Annotated in this window: 15 protein-coding genes; 13 read left to right on the plus strand and 2 right to left on the minus strand. The window is 40.5% G+C overall.

The window, feature by feature from the left end:
• Nucleotides 1–74: 74 nt before the first annotated feature.
• From cntE to PV403_RS08660, 5 genes are all read left to right on the plus strand, one after another.
• Complete coding sequence (cntE, locus tag PV403_RS08640) at nucleotides 75–1301, plus strand: staphylopine family metallophore export MFS transporter CntE (protein WP_332084237.1); 1227 nt, start codon at nucleotides 75–77, stop codon at nucleotides 1299–1301.
• 224 nt (nucleotides 1302–1525) lie between these two features.
• Nucleotides 1526–1966 (plus strand): MarR family winged helix-turn-helix transcriptional regulator, encoded by a 441-nt coding sequence (locus tag PV403_RS08645; protein ID WP_332084238.1) that lies wholly within the window; start codon nucleotides 1526–1528, stop codon nucleotides 1964–1966.
• Between the two features lie 21 nt (nucleotides 1967–1987).
• Entirely contained in the window at nucleotides 1988–3961 is a 1974-nt protein-coding gene (locus tag PV403_RS08650) for an FUSC family protein (RefSeq protein WP_332084239.1), read from the plus strand.
• Between the two features lie 653 nt (nucleotides 3962–4614).
• Nucleotides 4615–5427 carry a Cof-type HAD-IIB family hydrolase gene (locus PV403_RS08655; RefSeq protein WP_332084241.1) on the plus strand — a complete coding sequence of 271 codons (813 nt, stop codon included), beginning with the start codon at nucleotides 4615–4617 and terminating at the stop codon, nucleotides 5425–5427.
• A 322-nt stretch (nucleotides 5428–5749) separates the two neighbouring features.
• Entirely contained in the window at nucleotides 5750–6343 is a 594-nt protein-coding gene (locus tag PV403_RS08660) for an urea carboxylase-associated family protein (RefSeq protein ID WP_332084242.1), read from the plus strand.
• 300 nt (nucleotides 6344–6643) lie between these two features.
• On the opposite strand, the gene PV403_RS08665 is transcribed toward PV403_RS08660, so the two are convergent.
• Complete coding sequence (locus PV403_RS08665) at nucleotides 6644–6898, minus strand: hypothetical protein (protein WP_332084243.1); 255 nt, start codon at nucleotides 6896–6898, stop codon at nucleotides 6644–6646.
• Between the two features lie 514 nt (nucleotides 6899–7412).
• Between PV403_RS08665 and PV403_RS08670 the strand changes: the two genes are divergently transcribed.
• Genes PV403_RS08670 through PV403_RS08680 form a run of 3 tightly spaced genes read left to right on the plus strand, consistent with a single transcriptional unit; the run spans nucleotide 7413 to nucleotide 9010 of the window.
• Entirely contained in the window at nucleotides 7413–7553 is a 141-nt protein-coding gene (locus tag PV403_RS08670) for a hypothetical protein (RefSeq protein WP_332084244.1), read from the plus strand.
• Nucleotides 7554–7577: 24 nt separating this feature from the next.
• Nucleotides 7578–8357 (plus strand): MerR family transcriptional regulator, encoded by a 780-nt coding sequence (locus PV403_RS08675; RefSeq protein WP_332084245.1) that lies wholly within the window; start codon nucleotides 7578–7580, stop codon nucleotides 8355–8357.
• Nucleotides 8354–9010 (plus strand): GAP family protein, encoded by a 657-nt coding sequence (locus PV403_RS08680; protein ID WP_332084246.1) that lies wholly within the window; start codon nucleotides 8354–8356, stop codon nucleotides 9008–9010. The genes PV403_RS08675 and PV403_RS08680 overlap by 4 nt, the downstream gene beginning before the upstream one ends.
• 155 nt (nucleotides 9011–9165) lie before the next feature.
• On the opposite strand, the gene PV403_RS08685 is transcribed toward PV403_RS08680, so the two are convergent.
• Complete coding sequence (locus tag PV403_RS08685; protein WP_332084247.1) at nucleotides 9166–10071, minus strand: AraC family transcriptional regulator; 906 nt, start codon at nucleotides 10069–10071, stop codon at nucleotides 9166–9168.
• Nucleotides 10072–10274: 203 nt separating this feature from the next.
• On the opposite strand from PV403_RS08685, the gene PV403_RS08690 reads away from it, so the two are divergent.
• The 5 genes from PV403_RS08690 to PV403_RS08710 all read left to right on the plus strand — a co-directional run bounded on the left by PV403_RS08690 (nucleotide 10275) and on the right by PV403_RS08710 (nucleotide 16658).
• Nucleotides 10275–12248: an alpha-L-rhamnosidase-related protein gene (locus PV403_RS08690; RefSeq protein ID WP_332084248.1), complete on the plus strand. Its 1974-nt coding sequence runs from the start codon at nucleotides 10275–10277 to the stop codon at nucleotides 12246–12248.
• Nucleotides 12249–12436: 188 nt separating this feature from the next.
• Complete coding sequence (locus PV403_RS08695) at nucleotides 12437–13588, plus strand: glycosyl hydrolase family 88 (RefSeq protein WP_332084250.1); 1152 nt, start codon at nucleotides 12437–12439, stop codon at nucleotides 13586–13588.
• A 74-nt stretch (nucleotides 13589–13662) separates the two neighbouring features.
• Entirely contained in the window at nucleotides 13663–14616 is a 954-nt protein-coding gene (locus tag PV403_RS08700; RefSeq protein WP_332084251.1) for an AraC family transcriptional regulator, read from the plus strand.
• A 165-nt stretch (nucleotides 14617–14781) separates the two neighbouring features.
• Complete coding sequence (locus PV403_RS08705) at nucleotides 14782–15759, plus strand: ABC transporter permease (RefSeq protein ID WP_332084252.1); 978 nt, start codon at nucleotides 14782–14784, stop codon at nucleotides 15757–15759.
• A gap of 29 nt (nucleotides 15760–15788) precedes the next feature.
• On the plus strand, nucleotides 15789–16658 hold the full coding sequence (locus PV403_RS08710) for a carbohydrate ABC transporter permease (RefSeq protein WP_332084253.1): 870 nt from the start codon (nucleotides 15789–15791) through the stop codon (nucleotides 16656–16658).
• Nucleotides 16659–16679: the final 21 nt, after the last annotated feature.

Here is a 16679-nt window from a genome sequence, read left to right on the forward strand (position 1 = left end):
GGCACGAACGGTGAAAACCAGTCACAGTTATGTCTGTGGATTAACTGTAAGATAAAGAAAGTGGGGACGATGTTTTGAATTCTTCTGTAACTACCAATGGAAAATTAAATCCGGTATCTTTTTCTTTTATCCGGTTTTATATGTTAGCTTTTTTGTTTTTCGCTGCGAATTCTGCGCTGACTATTATTCTTCCCTTGCGGAGTGAGGCTGCTGGATTAAACCAGGCTGAAATTGGTCTGATGATGGGGGCGTACATGTTTACATGTATGCTCCTAAGACCGTTTGCGGCGGGACTTCTAGGGAAGTATGGGCCGCTTCGTGTGATGAAATGGCTGCTATTCTTACATGCTTCAACGCTGCTATTGTTTATCGTCTCTGGGGTGGAAATGTATCTTTCGCTGCGGGCACTGCAGGGTGTGGCTACGGCATTTTTCTCCATGACGATGCAGGCAGGGATTGTAGAAAAGCTGGAGGATAAAGACCGGGCACAGGGGCTGTCGATGTACACCTTGTTTACGATGGTTCCTTCTTTGGTCATCCCTATACTTGCGATTCAAATTTGGGAAAATGCAAACAACATCTGGTTTACTGTGCTGATGATTGGACTCGCAATTTTCCCGCTTATCATTGGACACAAGGTAGATTTACCGCAGAGTACGGTCCAAAACAAATCATATACGCTGTGGGATATGGTGCGTTCATTCGGTAGTATCTGGCATAGCACGCCACTGTTAATTAGTAGTAGTGTCATGTTGTTTGCCTCGTGTGTATTTGGGGCAACCGCGACCTTTCTTCCGCTGTACATGGTATCGACCGAGGAAGCGAGTGCCGGAGTGTTTCTAACGATTCAGGGGCTCATTGTAATTCTATGCAGATTCATTCTGCGTAAAAAAATTCCCTCAGACGGCAGCTGGAATACCTGGCTAATGGCGGGTCTGCTGTTATGTGCTGCTCTGGGAACCGAGCTGCTTGCGCTGATGGAGACGATAGGAGGACTGGTTTACCTGTCCGCGGTACTCAGCGGTTTTGCCGTGGCATTTCTATACCCGACATTAACTACTTATTTGTCTTTTGTACTCCCCTCTGAATCCAGATATGTGCTTATGGGTATTTTTATGTCCTCGTATGATTTGGGCTTCTCTCTGGGCGGACTCGTAATGGGCTTGGTTGTACAGAGCAGCTCGTATTCCACGATGTTTACGATCTGCACGCTTCTTTCCGTCATTGCCTTGATCTTGGTAGTGGTTTTCAGAGAGCAGATGGAAGCAGGGAATAGGGCCCAATCAGCAGCGTCAAACTGAATAAAACTTATGTAATGAAAGTTGATTACTCATATTTACAATGATTAGCTCCCTTGAAGGCTCAAGGGGGCTAAATTTGTTTTTTTTGAGCAAGGATGTTTTTGTTACGACTTAAGTAAGGGGGGAGAAGTTGGCAGAAGGATTGAATTTTATTAATATTTTAACTATAATTAATTAGCATACATATTATTTGTATACATACGAATTAGAAAGGGAGGTTGCCGATGAATCTTAGCACAGAAGAAATGTACGGGTATTCCATAACGAAAACCAGTAGAGCTTTACTTCGTTTTTTATCAGCTCATCTGAAAAGGTATTCCATTACACCGGAGCAATGGACCGTACTAAAAAGAGTTTATGAAAATGATGGTATTAAACAAAAAGAACTCGCCTCCATCGCAGACAAAGACCCCGCCACGTTGGCGAAGATCCTAGATATATTGGAACGAGGCGAGTTCATTATTCGCAAAACGAATCACACAGATCGGCGCTCCTACTTCATATTTATTACTGAAAAAGGAACAGATCTAAGAAATGAAGTTTTTGGACAATTGGAACACCTATTCGAACAAGTTCTAGAAGGAATATCAAATGAAGAATTAACGATTTTTACTAAAGTACTTCAACAGATTGAGAAAAATGCAACGAACGATACGGATATTTAGTTTTGAATTGAGGTAGACAAGATGAATAATCATATTTCTTATAGCTCTCGGCGACGAGCTAAACACACGTTCCCAAAGAAACCCATGTACAAAGAAGCTTTTCAAATTAAGCCTATTCCTTTGAACTGGTTTAGAGGAGTAGGCTCTGCAATTAGTGTAGGTACACCAGCCCTGTTGGGCGTATTAATGGGGAATCCTGCCTTAGGAATCTTGGCTTCTATAGGAGGATTCACTTTTTTATATGTGTCTAATGAGACCTATGCACAGCGTGCTGTTCGATTATTTTGGGTTGCTCTTGGTTTGGCAGTTTCCTTTGCGCTAGGAGCATTATGCTCTTACAATACAATGTTAACGGTGCTTATGTTCGGTATCGTAGGGGGATTATCTACCCTTATGTTTACTCTTTTTCAGATCACGGGACCGAGTGGAATGTTCTTTGTTCTTGCGTATGCAGTAGGTACTTCGATGACAGCGAATCTAAATGTCATTCTGCAAGATACTCTCATTCTATTTCTTGGCGGATTGTTTGCTTGGATGGTAGGTATGGCTGGGGTTATTATGAATCCTCACCGTACGGAGAGTAAAGCAAGTTCTGCGGTATATTATAGTCTGGCAAATCTACTATCTGCCGTAGGGACCGCACAGTTTACGGATCTGCAGCACCAAACGGCCTCTCTCATGCAGCAGGCGGATCGTACTTTGATGAATTCGAAGTGGTTCGGACGGAGAGACAAACCATATACAGAGAAATTAAGAGCTCTTAATACACAGGCAAGAGAAATTTTCCTTTCCATACTTGATATCTCCCTAATGCCAAAACATGAAGTAGAAGAACAACTCAGCAATGCTTTACAAATCATAGGTGATCAGTTGCTTGGAAAAGAGAACGAATCAGGATTTGCAATGCTAACCTTTGAAGACGAATTAAATCATTCAATAAAAAACCTGTATCTTAACATTAACATGGCTGTTGAGATTAACTCAAAAAATGCAATTGATTATAAAACAGATCCTAAGGACTACAAAACGAAAGCAGGATTTCGCGTATTATTGAAAAATGCGTTTACATCTGGATCCAATGCTCCTTTTATCGCGCTTCGATACGGAATCATACTTGTTATTTCAGCTGCGATTGCATATGGATTTCATTTCGACCGGTCTTACTGGGTACCTTTATCAAGCGCATCGGTTATGGGTGGAGCAACGTATGTGGCGAGTCTTCATAGAGGTATACAGCGCTCTTTGGGTACCATCATCGGAATTATTGTAGGTGCCATCTTATTATGGCTGCACCCTCAATACGTAGCGGTTCCGTTAATACTAGCCAGTCTGCAGTTCGTTGTCGAGCTAATCTATGGTCGGAATTATTCAATAGCTGTTATCTTTATTACACCGAGCACTTTGTTAATCGGTTCGACTTTACAACCAGAATTGACAAGCGAATATTTCATTTCTGCGCGGATCGTTGATATTATCATAGGAAGTGCGGTAGCTATGGTCGGCATTACCTGGTTATGGAGGAAAACGGCTTCGAAAAGATTACCTTCTGTTTTTAAAGAGGCGGTAGAAAGAGAAGGTGAGCTTTTAGCTGCCATTTTAAACTGTGAAAGTATCGAGGTTAGAAAATCAATCGAAGAAAAGCTTCAAAATGCGCTCATTCAGCTGAGACTTGTGTATGATAATGCTTTTGCTGAATCGATGAGAAGAAATGCACGAACCACCATTTTATGGCCTGCTGTAGGTGATAGTTTACATCTTGGCTACATGTTATTAGCTGCGTCTCGTAATGATAACCATATTAGTCATGTTTCAAGTGATCGAATTGAGAAGTATCAACATGGTTTTGCAGTGCTTGCGGAATCCATTGAAAATAACAAAAAACCAGTTATGGACATGCCTGCGTTGCCTGAATTCCCTTCGATATATGAAGACATTATGCAGCTAAAACGTTCACTTCGAGTCCTTGACTCTTCACTGAATTTCAAGAGATTTTAATTTCTCTCTAATAATATAAAAAAAACTAAACAAACATTCATTCTTATTTCTAGAGTGGAATTATTTATCAGAATAAAAAACGGAGTGTTAGCAGTGATGAGTTCATCAACTGTCATTTCGTTCAATCAATAACTTTTTAATTTATAACATCGTATGCATAGAAGAAAAAATCGTATTGGTGTTATGAATACTCTTCTAGGATTCTGTCGAGGGACAAGAATATGGTCCCATTGAAGTCGCTATTTTAGCGGCTTTTTTATTTTATCGGTACAAGTTCTTGTCCCAAGCCAAGGACAAGAACTTGTACCGATTACCGGAATGAACAAGAACATCGTCTAATTACCGATTAGACAGATATCTAAACTTTAAACACATGCACATCAAACCTCATTAAGATCCATAATACATAAAATGGAACATCGGAAACGATGAGAACTAAACGCAGGAGGCTAGGTATTAAAAATGTAAACAGAGGAGGTTGGATGAGAATCTTGATTCATGTGATAAAAGTAGGAGGGGAATTTAGTGTTTAAAGATAGTAAGATTTTTTGAAATACTAGGGAATCCGTGATAGAATACTGCCAAGACAAACTTGTATATACAAGTTTAGAGTTTGTGAATAATCCACTATTTGATTAAAGGAGACGAATCAGATGGCTATCAAGTTAATTGCAGTCGATATGGATGGTACGTTTTTAAATGATAATCAAAGTTACAATCGAAAGCGCTTTATGTATCAATATTCAGAAATGAAAAAACAAGGGATTAAGTTTGTTGTTGCAAGCGGCAACCAATATTTTCAATTAAAATCTTATTTTCCTGAAATTGAAGAGGAAATCGCTTTTATTGCTGAAAATGGAGCCTATATTGTTGATGAGGGAAAGGACATCTATAACGGTGAGATGTCTACGGAGACTATTAGTGAAGTCCTAAAAATGCTCAAAAAGTATGACTATCCTGAATTAGTGGTTTGTGGTAAGAATGGAGCCTATGTTCACGCTTCAGTTTCAGAAGAGTTTTATCAGCAAACATTACGCTACTATCACAAACTATCTAGGATTACTGATTTTGAAAAAATAGATGATATCATATTTAAATTTGCGACTAGTTTTCCAGAAGATATTGCAGCTTCTGTAATTGATGAATTTCATAATCATGTAGGTAAGTATGTCACTCCTGTTTCTAGCGGTCATGGTGACATTGACTTAATCATCCCTGGAATTCATAAAGCGAGAGGAATTAAACTACTACAAGAACGTTGGGGAATTGCAGATGAAGAAACGGCTGCTTTTGGAGATAGTGGGAACGATTTTGAGATGATCTCTCATGTTAAATATGGTGTTGCTATGTCCAATGCTATTCCTGCTGTAAAAGATGCTGCCATGCATATCACTGGTTCAAATAATAATGAAGGTGTATTGGACGCTATAGATTTAATTATCAATAAAAAATCGCCATTTTATTGATAATATTTCTTTAAGGCATAGTTACATGGTTTATGTAACGAAAAGAAATAATGGTGGAAATGAGACGCACTTTAAAACTATGAAGGATGATTTCTTTTGCTATTGTTATTTTAGGGGTATTTGTTCTTTAACTATTGTAGCCTTACTCATAATCCGAATTGGTAAATCAAAGAGAGTTCAAAACAGTTACGAATTAAATTAATTAAGAAGAGTAATGTGAAAATACGTATGAAAGAAGTGGGAGCCTGCGGATACCCTAGATCGACATACTATTGCGGCTTATTATTTTTTAACATCAATCTAAAGGAGAAGGGGAAATTTGATGAAAGAATACATTATTGAAAAACAAACTGGGAGAGCTTTTGAATTAAAAAAAGGAGAGTCTATTACAGTCATCGATATTGAGGGAAAACAAGTCGCAGATTTTTTTGCAGTGAACGCTAACAATCATAATGAATTCTTCTCAGCAGGTGTAACTGTTGACTGTAAAGAGTCATTACTTATTACGAAAGACGATATACTATATACAAACTTGTACCAAGCTATGTTCACCATTACACAAGATGATGTTGGTGTGCATGATATGATGATTCCTTGTTGCAGGCCGGAAACGTACGACCATTTTTATAATAATGGTGAAGGGCATAGCAATTGCTTCGATAATATCAATCAAAATTTGCAGGAGCTTGGGGTTCCTCATTTTAACACGTTGCAACCAATGAACCTTTTTATGAATACAAGCATTACGTCAGAGAAAACGATAGTGATAGATCCTCCGCTGTCAAAACCCGGTGATCGAATTACTCTAAAGGCTGAAATGGATGCCATAGTGTGCATATCGGCCTGCAGTGTCAGTGAAGGTTCATGTAATAATTGGGAATGTAAACCCGTTAAGGTGATCATAGAAGGGGCATAACAGGTCACGGATAGTGGAAGCAAAGCCAATGGGAGATAGTTAATCCTGCTAAATAACAACATGAATGAGTTATCTCTACTTTAAATTTGCCATGATTCCCCTCAAGGCACACAGTGAAAAAAGAGGATCATGTAAAATTAAAATGAACTCAGCACTGAAAACCCGGAGGGGATTTTTGCTATGCAAGCGAAAATAGGCTAAACCATGCCGTACTCTATATCATGAATAGTTTTATCACTATCACCTAATTCTTGATTATCTTATGATTAAAATAACTGAGAGAAAATACTTTCGAATCTCTCATTCAGCCAAAACCCCACCTAATAAAGCCCCACCTATTTGTCCTGTTCTGGATACTTTATTAATGGAAACCTCATCTTGAAGTATCTCAGATTCAACTATCTTATTGAAATCATAAACGTATGTACCAGTAATATCTGCAATAGCCGACTTTGATCTATCTTCGTCTAGAGCTATTATACAATTGGCTGCTTGTTGAATGTTGCCTGGAGAGAAGTCATTAATATTAGAAATCGCTGTCTCCAATTTTTGCATTGCGTTTTCTTTCTCTGCTGTCTCAGTAGATGATAAATCAAGAAATCCTGTGACACACAAAGAGAATAGCATCTACATGATTGGCGCAGCACTTATTCCATTTATAGCTACTAGAATTATACTCGGTATTATAAAGACTGCATTTATAAAAGTTGTAAATGAATAAATCCTCGTCGGCTATTATTTATGCTCTCCTAAGAGCATTACAAAGCATCTATATCTTAAAATATCGGATGTGAAGATTAATGTTGGAATCACTAATTAAGTCGATTACTGAATATGAAGCGTCGCAGGAAATCAATCCTGAGGCGCTTTTTTTATTTATGTGACGAAAGCTTTCAACCAATTATCCTGGATAGTCAAACGACCACTTAATTGTTAACCCATTTTCTTTCATAGGTTAGCTTTTGACCATATTCGAAATAAAAGCTTGAAAGTGACGTAACGTCATTCATTATAATGGCACTATTGATAATCCTTGAATAGAAACCGCTTAATAAAAGGGGATGGGAACATGAAGAAAGAAGACATGATTATATATGGATGCGTAATTATCGGTGCAGGAATTGGTCTCTTTATTGATCACCCGCTGCCAGCGGTATGTGTCGGTCTTGGAGCAGGCTATCTAATCAATTTCATGATGAGTAGGAAGTAATCTGAAGTTTGGAGGCATGAGAAAATGATACATATAAAAAACTTAGCAGAGCAAACAAATATTACAGTGAGAACGCTGCGTTACTATGAACAAATTGGACTTTTGGTATCTTCCTCTAAAACGGAAGGCGGACATCGGCTCTATACAGAGGGAGATCTACAAAAGCTTCAGCAAATTCAATTTTATAAAAACATGGGGTATCGACTTTCAGATATTAAAGAGATGTTAACTGATCCTGAGTGGAATTGGAGTGATGGGTTAGCCAATCAGTTAACATTTATTTTGGAAGAGCAATCAAGGTTAAATGAAATGGAGCAAACCTTACGTGCGTTAGTAAGTGGCATTGCCGTCGAGGAAGGGAATCAGGAAAAAGCAATTCAACAACTGATTAAGTTATCTTTGCAAGATAAAAGAGGACTTGATCAATATAGAAAATCGACATTTACGGATGCTGAACTGGGTCTATGGGCTAAACTGCCGAAAATGAGTGTGGGCAATCCTGAGTCTATGGAATGGATAGCCCTTGTTAGCCTATTAACGAAATACTATACGTGTAAGGAACCGTTATCATCACCTTGTGTGCAAAATGTTATTCGGAGAATGCTGGAGAAACAAGAAGCAGAGTATGGAGGGGAAGACGCCTTTATCGATAAGTTATGGGAAATGCGAAAAAATCCATCAGCGTCTGAACAACTGGGGTTATACCCCATTAAATCGGAAGTCCTTGAATATATGGACCAGGCTTACGGAATTTTTATATCTAGCGTTGAACAAACAAGTACCGAGGAGGGAGGGCGCACATGAACACTGAACTGTTACTCATGATCGGTGGATTATCCCTACTCGATACCCTTAGTCCTGCTACATTAGGGATCACTGTATATTTACTTCTAACTGAAAAGAAAAAAGTAGGCTTAAAATTAATGGTATATTTATTTACAGTCATTGGATTTTATTTTAGCGCAGGTGTGGCAATCAAGTTAGGATTTGGATTCTTTTTCGAAGTGTTCTCTACGTTCTTACAGAATCGTGTGGTCAGTTGGATGCTATTTATTGTAGGTGGGATTTTGTTTATTTGGAGTTTTTATGTTCCGAAAAGAAAGAAGTCTTCCTATACAAGTCCAATAACCAAAACGAATTCGAGAATGATCGCACTAGGAGTAACAACGTCACTTGTAGAAGTGGGGACAGCTCTTCCTTATTTCACTGCCATTGCTCTTATGACTAATTCAGGTTTGGTATGGTATGAGTGGCTCCCATTACTGTTCGCTTATAATGTAGTCATGGTACTCCCGCCATTCATTTTGTACATGTTATATATGTTATTAGGTTCAGTAATGCAGAAGCCTTTAAAGTTCATCCAAAATCAGGTGTCGAAGAGTTCAAGCTCACTCGCTTCGTGGATCATGTGTATTGTTGGGTTGTTATTAATACTTTATAGTGTGGATTATTTATAATACAGTGGTCTAGTTTACTTGAACTAACATCAAGGTGCGATATCTATTTTCGGTTAATTTGAGACGGATTTTGTAGTTAGCTGACGAAGTAAGCAAGCTCATAACATAAAAATAAAGGCGTCTGCTCATAAAACATGAGTAAGATGCCTTTATTTTTATCGACAACTTGGCGTTGCTAATTCTGTGATCGCATAATTTTGAAGGCTTTTTATGTTTCCGTATTTTCGGTATTCCGTGGGCGTTAGACCGACGATTTTTTTGAATGCCGCGTTGAAAGCATCGATACTGTAGTAGCCGACGTTTTCCGCGATCAAGCTGATCTTTAGATCACTGTTTCGCAGGATATCACAGCTTTTCTGAATGCGGAGATTAAGGAGATACGATCCGAACGATTGTCCGGTATGTTGGTGGAACAGGCGCTGAAGATGCCTAGTACTCCAGCCTGATAGACGGGAAAGCTCGGACAACGTTATAGCCTGATGAAGGTTCTGCTTCAAGTAAAAGAGGACATGTTGAAAGTGGGTGGACTTGTTAGTGAGATGATCCGGATTTTTTTCTCCATACTTTAACCTGTAGACCGTAACGATAAGCTCATTCACAAGGGAGTAAAGTATCGCTTGGGAGCCGATCTCTTGCATGGACATTTCCCGGTGCAGCTTCAACATTATACCCTCGATTTCCCCATGCCGGTCGAAAACCGAAAAGTAAGAGAATGATTTGCTCCTAAGGGAAGACAAATGCTCCCGAATCTGCACTTCATGAAGAAGCGATATCCGGTTCGCTAGTTCGGCATCGAACAAACAGTTGTAGACAACAGGGGGCTTAGTGTTCTGTCCGGGTGTGGAGGGTCTGAATACATGGGATACCCCGATCGGAATCGTTATTAGCAAGCCCTTGTGGATCGGAAGCGTCTCTTGTTCGGTGTGGTGAAAACCCGTTCCTTCGGCAACATAACAATATTCGATAAAATCATGCTCGTGATATGGAACCGTAAAATCCTCAGTAAATCGAGTGACCGATATGTGTAGATCATCTCGTATAAAGAAGTTTCGTTCGAACAACGTGTTTGGTGCTTCATCGGAACCTCCCTCGTATTGGCATGTAGGTTTAGTTTATCACAAAAGATAACAGCAATGTCCTTCTGCGAGGGATAAAATGTCCATATTAAAAGGGGGTTGAAGGGAGACGGACGGATATAATGAAAACGGAATGTCAATTCGAATGTCTCGTTTCATAGGCGAGGCGCTGAAAGGATGAGAATTAGATGAATAAGGCTCCAGAATGGATCTGGTATCCGGGCGATTATGAGATCTTCCACCATTTGCTGCTGAACACCCGGAGAGAAGAGAGGGATTATCATTGGCCGGCGTTTTGGCGTTTGGACGACTGTTACCATAATGTTCGATTCCGCAAACAAGTAGAATGCGATAAACCTGAACAGATGATTGTTTATGCTCACGGTGTTGGACATGTGTGGGTAGATGGAAAAAAGCAAGCTCTTCGAAAGCCAATTGAGCTTTCATCCGGAACTCATATGATCGAAATTCATGTTGCCCGCACGGACGGACTGCCGTGTATCTTCGTGGATGGAGAACGAAGCACAAGCAATTCCTCCTGGGAGGTTAACGAGTTTAGCTTTGATTGGCTTCCGGCCGGGTGCAATGGCTTATATATGGATAAAGAGGATGACCCGAACATTTTTGCATTCCGTTATCAGCCCATTTCTCCGCAATCAATTGAGAAAAAGCAGGACAGTGTGCTCTATGACTTTGGAAGAGAAACCTTTGCAGCTTTGTTAATAGAAAAAATAGCAGTCCAAAAGGAACTGTCGCTCTATTACGGTGAATCCTGCGAAGAGGCACTGGACACGGAGCACAGCATACTCATCGACGTGATTCCAGCTGGTATGAAAAATTATCGTTGTCCTCCTCGGGCCTTTCGTTATTTATTTATACGGGGAGCCGAGATTGACGATTTGGAGTTGACCGCATTATACGAATATCTACCGCTTGAGAAGAGAGGGAGCTTTTCTTGTTCGAACGAATCGATCAACCAGATCTGGGAGGTCGCAGAATATACGTTTCATTTAAATAGCCGGGAGTTCTTTTTGGACGGCATTAAGCGGGACCGCTGGGTATGGTCAGGAGACGCTTACCAGAGCTATTTGATCAACAACTACGTCTATTTCGATACGGATATTGCCAAGCGTACGATTATTGCTCTGCGCGGAAAAGACCCGATCGTGAAGCATATCAACACGATTCTTGATTATTCGTTCTATTGGATTATGAGTATTCTGGATTATTATCAAGCCACGAAAGATAAGGATTTTATCGCCTTTATCTACCCGCGGATGAAATCGATGATGGATTATTGTATTTCACTTACCGATGAAGACGGTTTTATTCGAGGTCGGAAGGAAGATTGGGTTTTTATCGACTGGGCGGATATCGACAAAACCGGCGCCGTTTGTGCGGAACAAATGCTTATGGCAATGAGTCTGAGGGCGACATGGACTTGCGGGGAATTTCTCGGAAAAAGAGAAGCGGATTATTTGAATCGTTACGAACAGCTCAAGAGACAGATTAACATGCGATTCTGGGACGAGGAACTGGGGGCATATATCGACAGCTTTGAATCCGGCAAACGCAACGTCACTCGGCATGCCAATATTTTTGCGTTACTGTGGGATTTTTCAGATTCGGAGCAGAGGGAGCGCATTATCACTAACGTCTTGCAAAATGATACTGTGCCTCCGATCAGTACACCATATTTTAAGTTTTATGAGCTTGAGGCGATGTGCAGGATCGGACAGTTGGACGATGTATCCAACCAGATGGTGGATTATTGGGGCGGCATGCTTCAATTAGGAGCAACTACTTTCTGGGAGGAGTATGACCGAGCCGTTACCGGGAGGGAACGATTAGGCATGTACGGCGACCGTTACGGCAAAAGTTTATGCCATGCATGGGGGGCTAGTCCTATTTACTTGCTTGGGCGTTATTACTTAGGAGTACATCCGACCTCGGCAGGATACGATTCATTCGCAGTAGAACCGCGGCTTGGGGGATTTGAATGGGTGAGAGGCACGGTACCGATTAACGGAGGTACGGTATCTGTTGAACGGACTCGGCAATCGCTCCGGATCGTCACTGATAAAGAGGGAGGATGTGTACGGATTCAGGGTCAGGAATTTCCGCTTATGAAAAATGTTCTTTTTGAAATGAACCTAAGCTAATTTTTTCTTCGTAGTTGTTCCTACCCACCTGCACGCTCTTCTTGAAGAAGTGTATACGACTAGCTCACTTCATAAAATTAAAGTGCAAGAAATCAACATTTTACCCCACATTTTAAAAACTTTTTCCTATGAATAGAACTACAATGAAGACAAGAACAAAAGATTAGATACAGAAGGAAGGGAATCGTATGGTGGGTACTGAAGAGCAGCAATGGCTGGACGATTTAATTGCTAAGATTGAGACCAAAATGGCTTGGGTAAGCGATAAATCAAGGGATAAGATTCCATATACCACAATTGATGGGACACATGATGATCGTTCTGTACATAATCCTTCGGGAACAGTGACTGATGGAATTAATTGGTGGACTAATGGTTTTTGGGGCGGTATGATGTGGCTGATGTATCATGCCACCGGCGAGCAAAAATATAAAGATATTGCTTCTATATCCGAGGATAAATTGGACAAAAGCTTTGATGATTTTTATGGACTGCACCATGATGTTGGATTTATGTGGCTTCTCACGAGTGTAGCCAACTACAAACTTACGAATAATCCTGATTCCCGTAAAAGAGGCTTGCACGCAGCAACTCTTCTGGCCGGAAGATTTAATCCCGTCGGGGGTTTCATTAGGGCATGGAACGATTTAGAGGGGGATGATACGCGGGGCTGGGCCATCATAGACTGTATGTTCAATATCCCGCTCCTGTACTGGGCGACTGAAGAAACAGGAGATCCTAGATTCAGTCAAATTGCGAACACGCATGCGGATACAGCCATAACGGCGTTCGTTCGATCGGATGGATCTGTGAACCACATCGTGGAATTCAATCCGTTTCAAGGGGGGATCGTGAGAACACATGGGGGTCAAGGATATGAGGTAGGCTCTTCCTGGACGAGAGGTCAAACATGGGCACTATACGGATTTATGATGAGCTATCATCATACGGGTAAAACTGAATATCTGGATACTGCCAAGCGGATCGCACATTACTTTATATCCAATATTCCCGAAGATGGAGTTATTTCTGTGGATTTCAGGCAACCTCCTGAACCTCAAAGGGAAGATGATACAGCTGCTGCAATTGCAGCTTGCGGTCTGATCGAGATTGCAAAGACGGTTCAAACGTACGACAGGAAGATATATCTCGGAGCTGCGTTAAAGCTGCTGAAAGCATTGGAGTCAAGAAGTGATTGGACAAAACAATCGGATGCCATCGTGCAAAAAGGATCTTCGTCCTATCATGCGGATATTCATCATCAACCGATTATTTATGGCGACTACTTTTTTATGGAAGCTATATTTAAGCTGAAGGGAAATGATCTTTATCTTTGGTAATGTTGGATCAATAAAGGATTTATATTATTGTTGAACTAGACTATTTAAAGATTTTAGGGCAGGGGGCGATCGTGATGAAACGTATGTTTGAGGCGGTAATTTTCGGAGGATCCAAGCTGTTTTGGGACTATCGCCATATAAATACAACACATTACAAAGGTTATTATCATTGGCACCAGTGTTGTGAAGTATTATACGTTCATGATGGAACAGGGCACGTCATTGTCAACGGTAAATCATATCCGATACGTCGCGGGATGTTATTCTTTTTCCGACCCTATCAGCTGCACCATGTTTATGCCAATGTGAGCTCTAAAGACCCCTACATACGAACAATCTTCCACGTTGACCCACAGTTAGTTAATGAAATGCTCCAGTCACTACCTAAACGTAGAGCTTTATTTACCTCACTATGTAACGGTAATCATAGTATACAATCATTTGACCTATTATCTTACGAATCTGTCGTCGAACGAGATCTGGAAGACTATCAATATTCAAGGCAAGAAGGCAAGGGAGAAGATACGGAAGAGATCGCGATGTTGATTCTCCGGCTTCTTGATATCCTCTTCCGTGACACCAATTCTGAGATGAGAGGGCCAGTTGTAGCAGGGGAAGGAAAATCAAACGGCTACGCGCAAAAAATAATGAGTTGGATCGATGAGCATTATCAGGAATCATTTCGTTTGGATGACCTTGCTGAAGTCATGCATTTATCGAAATTTTATTTATCAAAACTCTTTCATGAACAAACGGGCAGTACCCTTAAGGAATATATAACTGCAAAACGAATGAGGCAAGCATGTAGACTCCTTGAGACGTCGACAAAGTCAGTCGAATGGATCGGTTCGGAAGTAGGTATTTCCAACCCATCATACTTTGTCCAAGTATTCAAGCAAGAAGTGGGCACTACACCACTCAAATATCGAACAAGGTTCATTCAATCTGATTATGTAAGAGAGGATGAAAAAGTAGTAGAAAAGGCTTCTTCTTCATGGGAAGCGAAAGTTACAAAGTACCACAAATAATAAACATTTTCTTACATTCTTTCATCATTATTAAGAACGGATTACAGATAAAATGAAAGTGTAAAAGCGTTGGTGATTTAGACTTATTCACACGTTTAATTGTAGGAATTAACAATATGGATAGAGACTCGTCTCTTTAGAATCGTTGGAAGGAAGTGCAGGGCTTTGAATGATCTGAACACTGTCCGAGGAAATGAAAACGGTACCAATTATATGGTGAAGCGTCCAAATAAATGGAAGGAGACGTTAAAAGAATATAAGAAAAGCAAATACTTGTTTTTTATGCTCTTTCCCACTTTAATCTGGTTTGCGATTTTTCACTATGGCCCATTGTATGGCATTCAATTAGCTTTTAAGGATTTTAGCCCTATAAAAGGAATCTGGGGAAGTGAATGGGTGGGATTGGATCATTTCAGATTCTTGTTCTTCCAGTCACCTGACTTTACGAGGATTTTTCGAAATACATTGTTAATTAGTCTTTACAATATTATATTTGGTTTCCCCGCTCCCATCATTCTAGCGCTTCTATTAAATGAGTTGCGTTCTAATATGTTTAAGAGATTCGCACAGTCTATTTCTTATATTCCCCACTTTTTCTCATGGGTTATTCTCTCAGGGATCATTATTGTCATGTTGTCGCCATCCGAGGGACCTGTGAATTATATTTTACAGATGTTTGGCATGGAGCCGATTTACTTCTTGGCAGATCCTAATTATTTCCGGCCAGCCCTTGTCGTTACGGGGATTTGGAAAGAAATCGGTTGGGGCACCATCATTTATTTAGCAGCGCTTTCAGGAATAGATCCTACATTATACGAGGCTGCTGTTATCGATGGAGCTGGTAGGTGGAAAAGAATCCTTCATATTACGCTACCATCGATCCTACCTGTAGTCTCAATCATGTTTATTTTATCGCTCGGCGGAATTCTTAATGCAGGGTTTGACCAAATCTTTAACTTATATAGTCCGGCTGTCTATGAGGTTGCCGACGTAATCGATACTTATGTCTACCGAGCAGGGATTGTACAAGGACAGTTTGGTTTAACAACAGCAGTCGGATTGTTCAAAAACGTCATAGGGATCGCGCTGGTGCTAGGCACAAACTATGCGATGAAGAAAATGGGGCAGGAAGGGGTCCTCTAAAAGGGGGGCTTAAGGAGGTATATTCAAATATGAAACTTGCAATGGGAGAACGAATTTTTCAATTTATCCTTATCACATTCATATCACTGTTGTGTCTGATAACCATTTATCCTTTCTTGCATATTGCATCCTTATCCTTAAGTAGTCCAAGTGAAGCAGCGCGGTTTGGTTTTCATTTTTACCCACGAGAGATTGATTTCTTCGCATGGAGTCAGGTACTAAGTCAGTCCAAGATCTGGACTGGATTTGGCAACTCGGTACTTAGGACGGTCGTAGGAACGGGCTTATCACTTATCGCAATGTCCATGTGTGCCTATCCTTTATCACGCAAATATTTGCCGCATCGTAGTTTCTATACCATGTTTATACTGTTTACGATGTTCTTCGGCGGAGGGATCATACCTACCTACTTATTAATGAAGTGGTTACATTTGCTCGATAGCAGATGGATCTATATCTTGCCTGGACTTATTCCCGTATTCTCCATGCTTGTCCTGCGTAATTTTTTTATGGGTATTCCAGCGGAATTAGAAGAATCAGCAAAGATTGACGGTGCTAATGATATCAGTATCTTGTACCGTATCATACTCCCCCTATCGAAGCCGGTACTGGCAACATTAGCGCTCTGGTCAGCAGTTGGGCATTGGAATGCTTGGTTCGATGCTGTTCTCTATATATCAGATCCAGCAAAGCAAGTTCTGCAATTCTTCCTAAGGGAGATTGTTATAACAAATACGGACGCAGAAACATTCGGGCGATCTGTTGTCGGTAATTTCCAATATACGGCTTCCATAAAGGCAGCCACCATTATGTTCGCTGCTCTCCCAATTCTGATTGTTTATCCATTCCTGCAAAAGTATTTCGTTAAAGGAACGATGATAGGTTCACTGAAAGGATAGTTGTTATAACCGGGCAGGTGT

Origin of the sequence: Paenibacillus sp. GYB006 (genome assembly GCF_036577645.1) — a bacterium.
Taxonomy (GTDB): domain Bacteria; phylum Bacillota; class Bacilli; order Paenibacillales; family Paenibacillaceae; genus Paenibacillus.

Bases quoted from the DNA above. Each gene is read 5' to 3' on its own strand.
- PV403_RS08650 (WP_332084239.1), top strand. From the start codon at position 1,988: ATGAATAATCATATTTCTTATAGCTCTCGGCGACGAGCTAAACACACG.
- PV403_RS08665 (WP_332084243.1), bottom strand. From the start codon at position 6,898: ATGCAAAAATTGGAGACAGCGATTTCTAATATTAATGACTTCTCTCCA.
- PV403_RS08675 (WP_332084245.1), top strand. From the start codon at position 7,578: ATGATACATATAAAAAACTTAGCAGAGCAAACAAATATTACAGTGAGA.
- PV403_RS08695 (WP_332084250.1), top strand. From the start codon at position 12,437: ATGGTGGGTACTGAAGAGCAGCAATGGCTGGACGATTTAATTGCTAAG.
- PV403_RS08670 (WP_332084244.1), top strand. From the start codon at position 7,413: ATGAAGAAAGAAGACATGATTATATATGGATGCGTAATTATCGGTGCA.
- PV403_RS08680 (WP_332084246.1), top strand. From the start codon at position 8,354: ATGAACACTGAACTGTTACTCATGATCGGTGGATTATCCCTACTCGAT.
- PV403_RS08710 (WP_332084253.1), top strand. From the start codon at position 15,789: ATGAAACTTGCAATGGGAGAACGAATTTTTCAATTTATCCTTATCACA.
- PV403_RS08645 (WP_332084238.1), top strand. From the start codon at position 1,526: ATGAATCTTAGCACAGAAGAAATGTACGGGTATTCCATAACGAAAACC.
- PV403_RS08690 (WP_332084248.1), top strand. From the start codon at position 10,275: ATGAATAAGGCTCCAGAATGGATCTGGTATCCGGGCGATTATGAGATC.
- PV403_RS08655 (WP_332084241.1), top strand. From the start codon at position 4,615: ATGGCTATCAAGTTAATTGCAGTCGATATGGATGGTACGTTTTTAAAT.
- PV403_RS08700 (WP_332084251.1), top strand. From the start codon at position 13,663: ATGAAACGTATGTTTGAGGCGGTAATTTTCGGAGGATCCAAGCTGTTT.
- PV403_RS08660 (WP_332084242.1), top strand. From the start codon at position 5,750: ATGAAAGAATACATTATTGAAAAACAAACTGGGAGAGCTTTTGAATTA.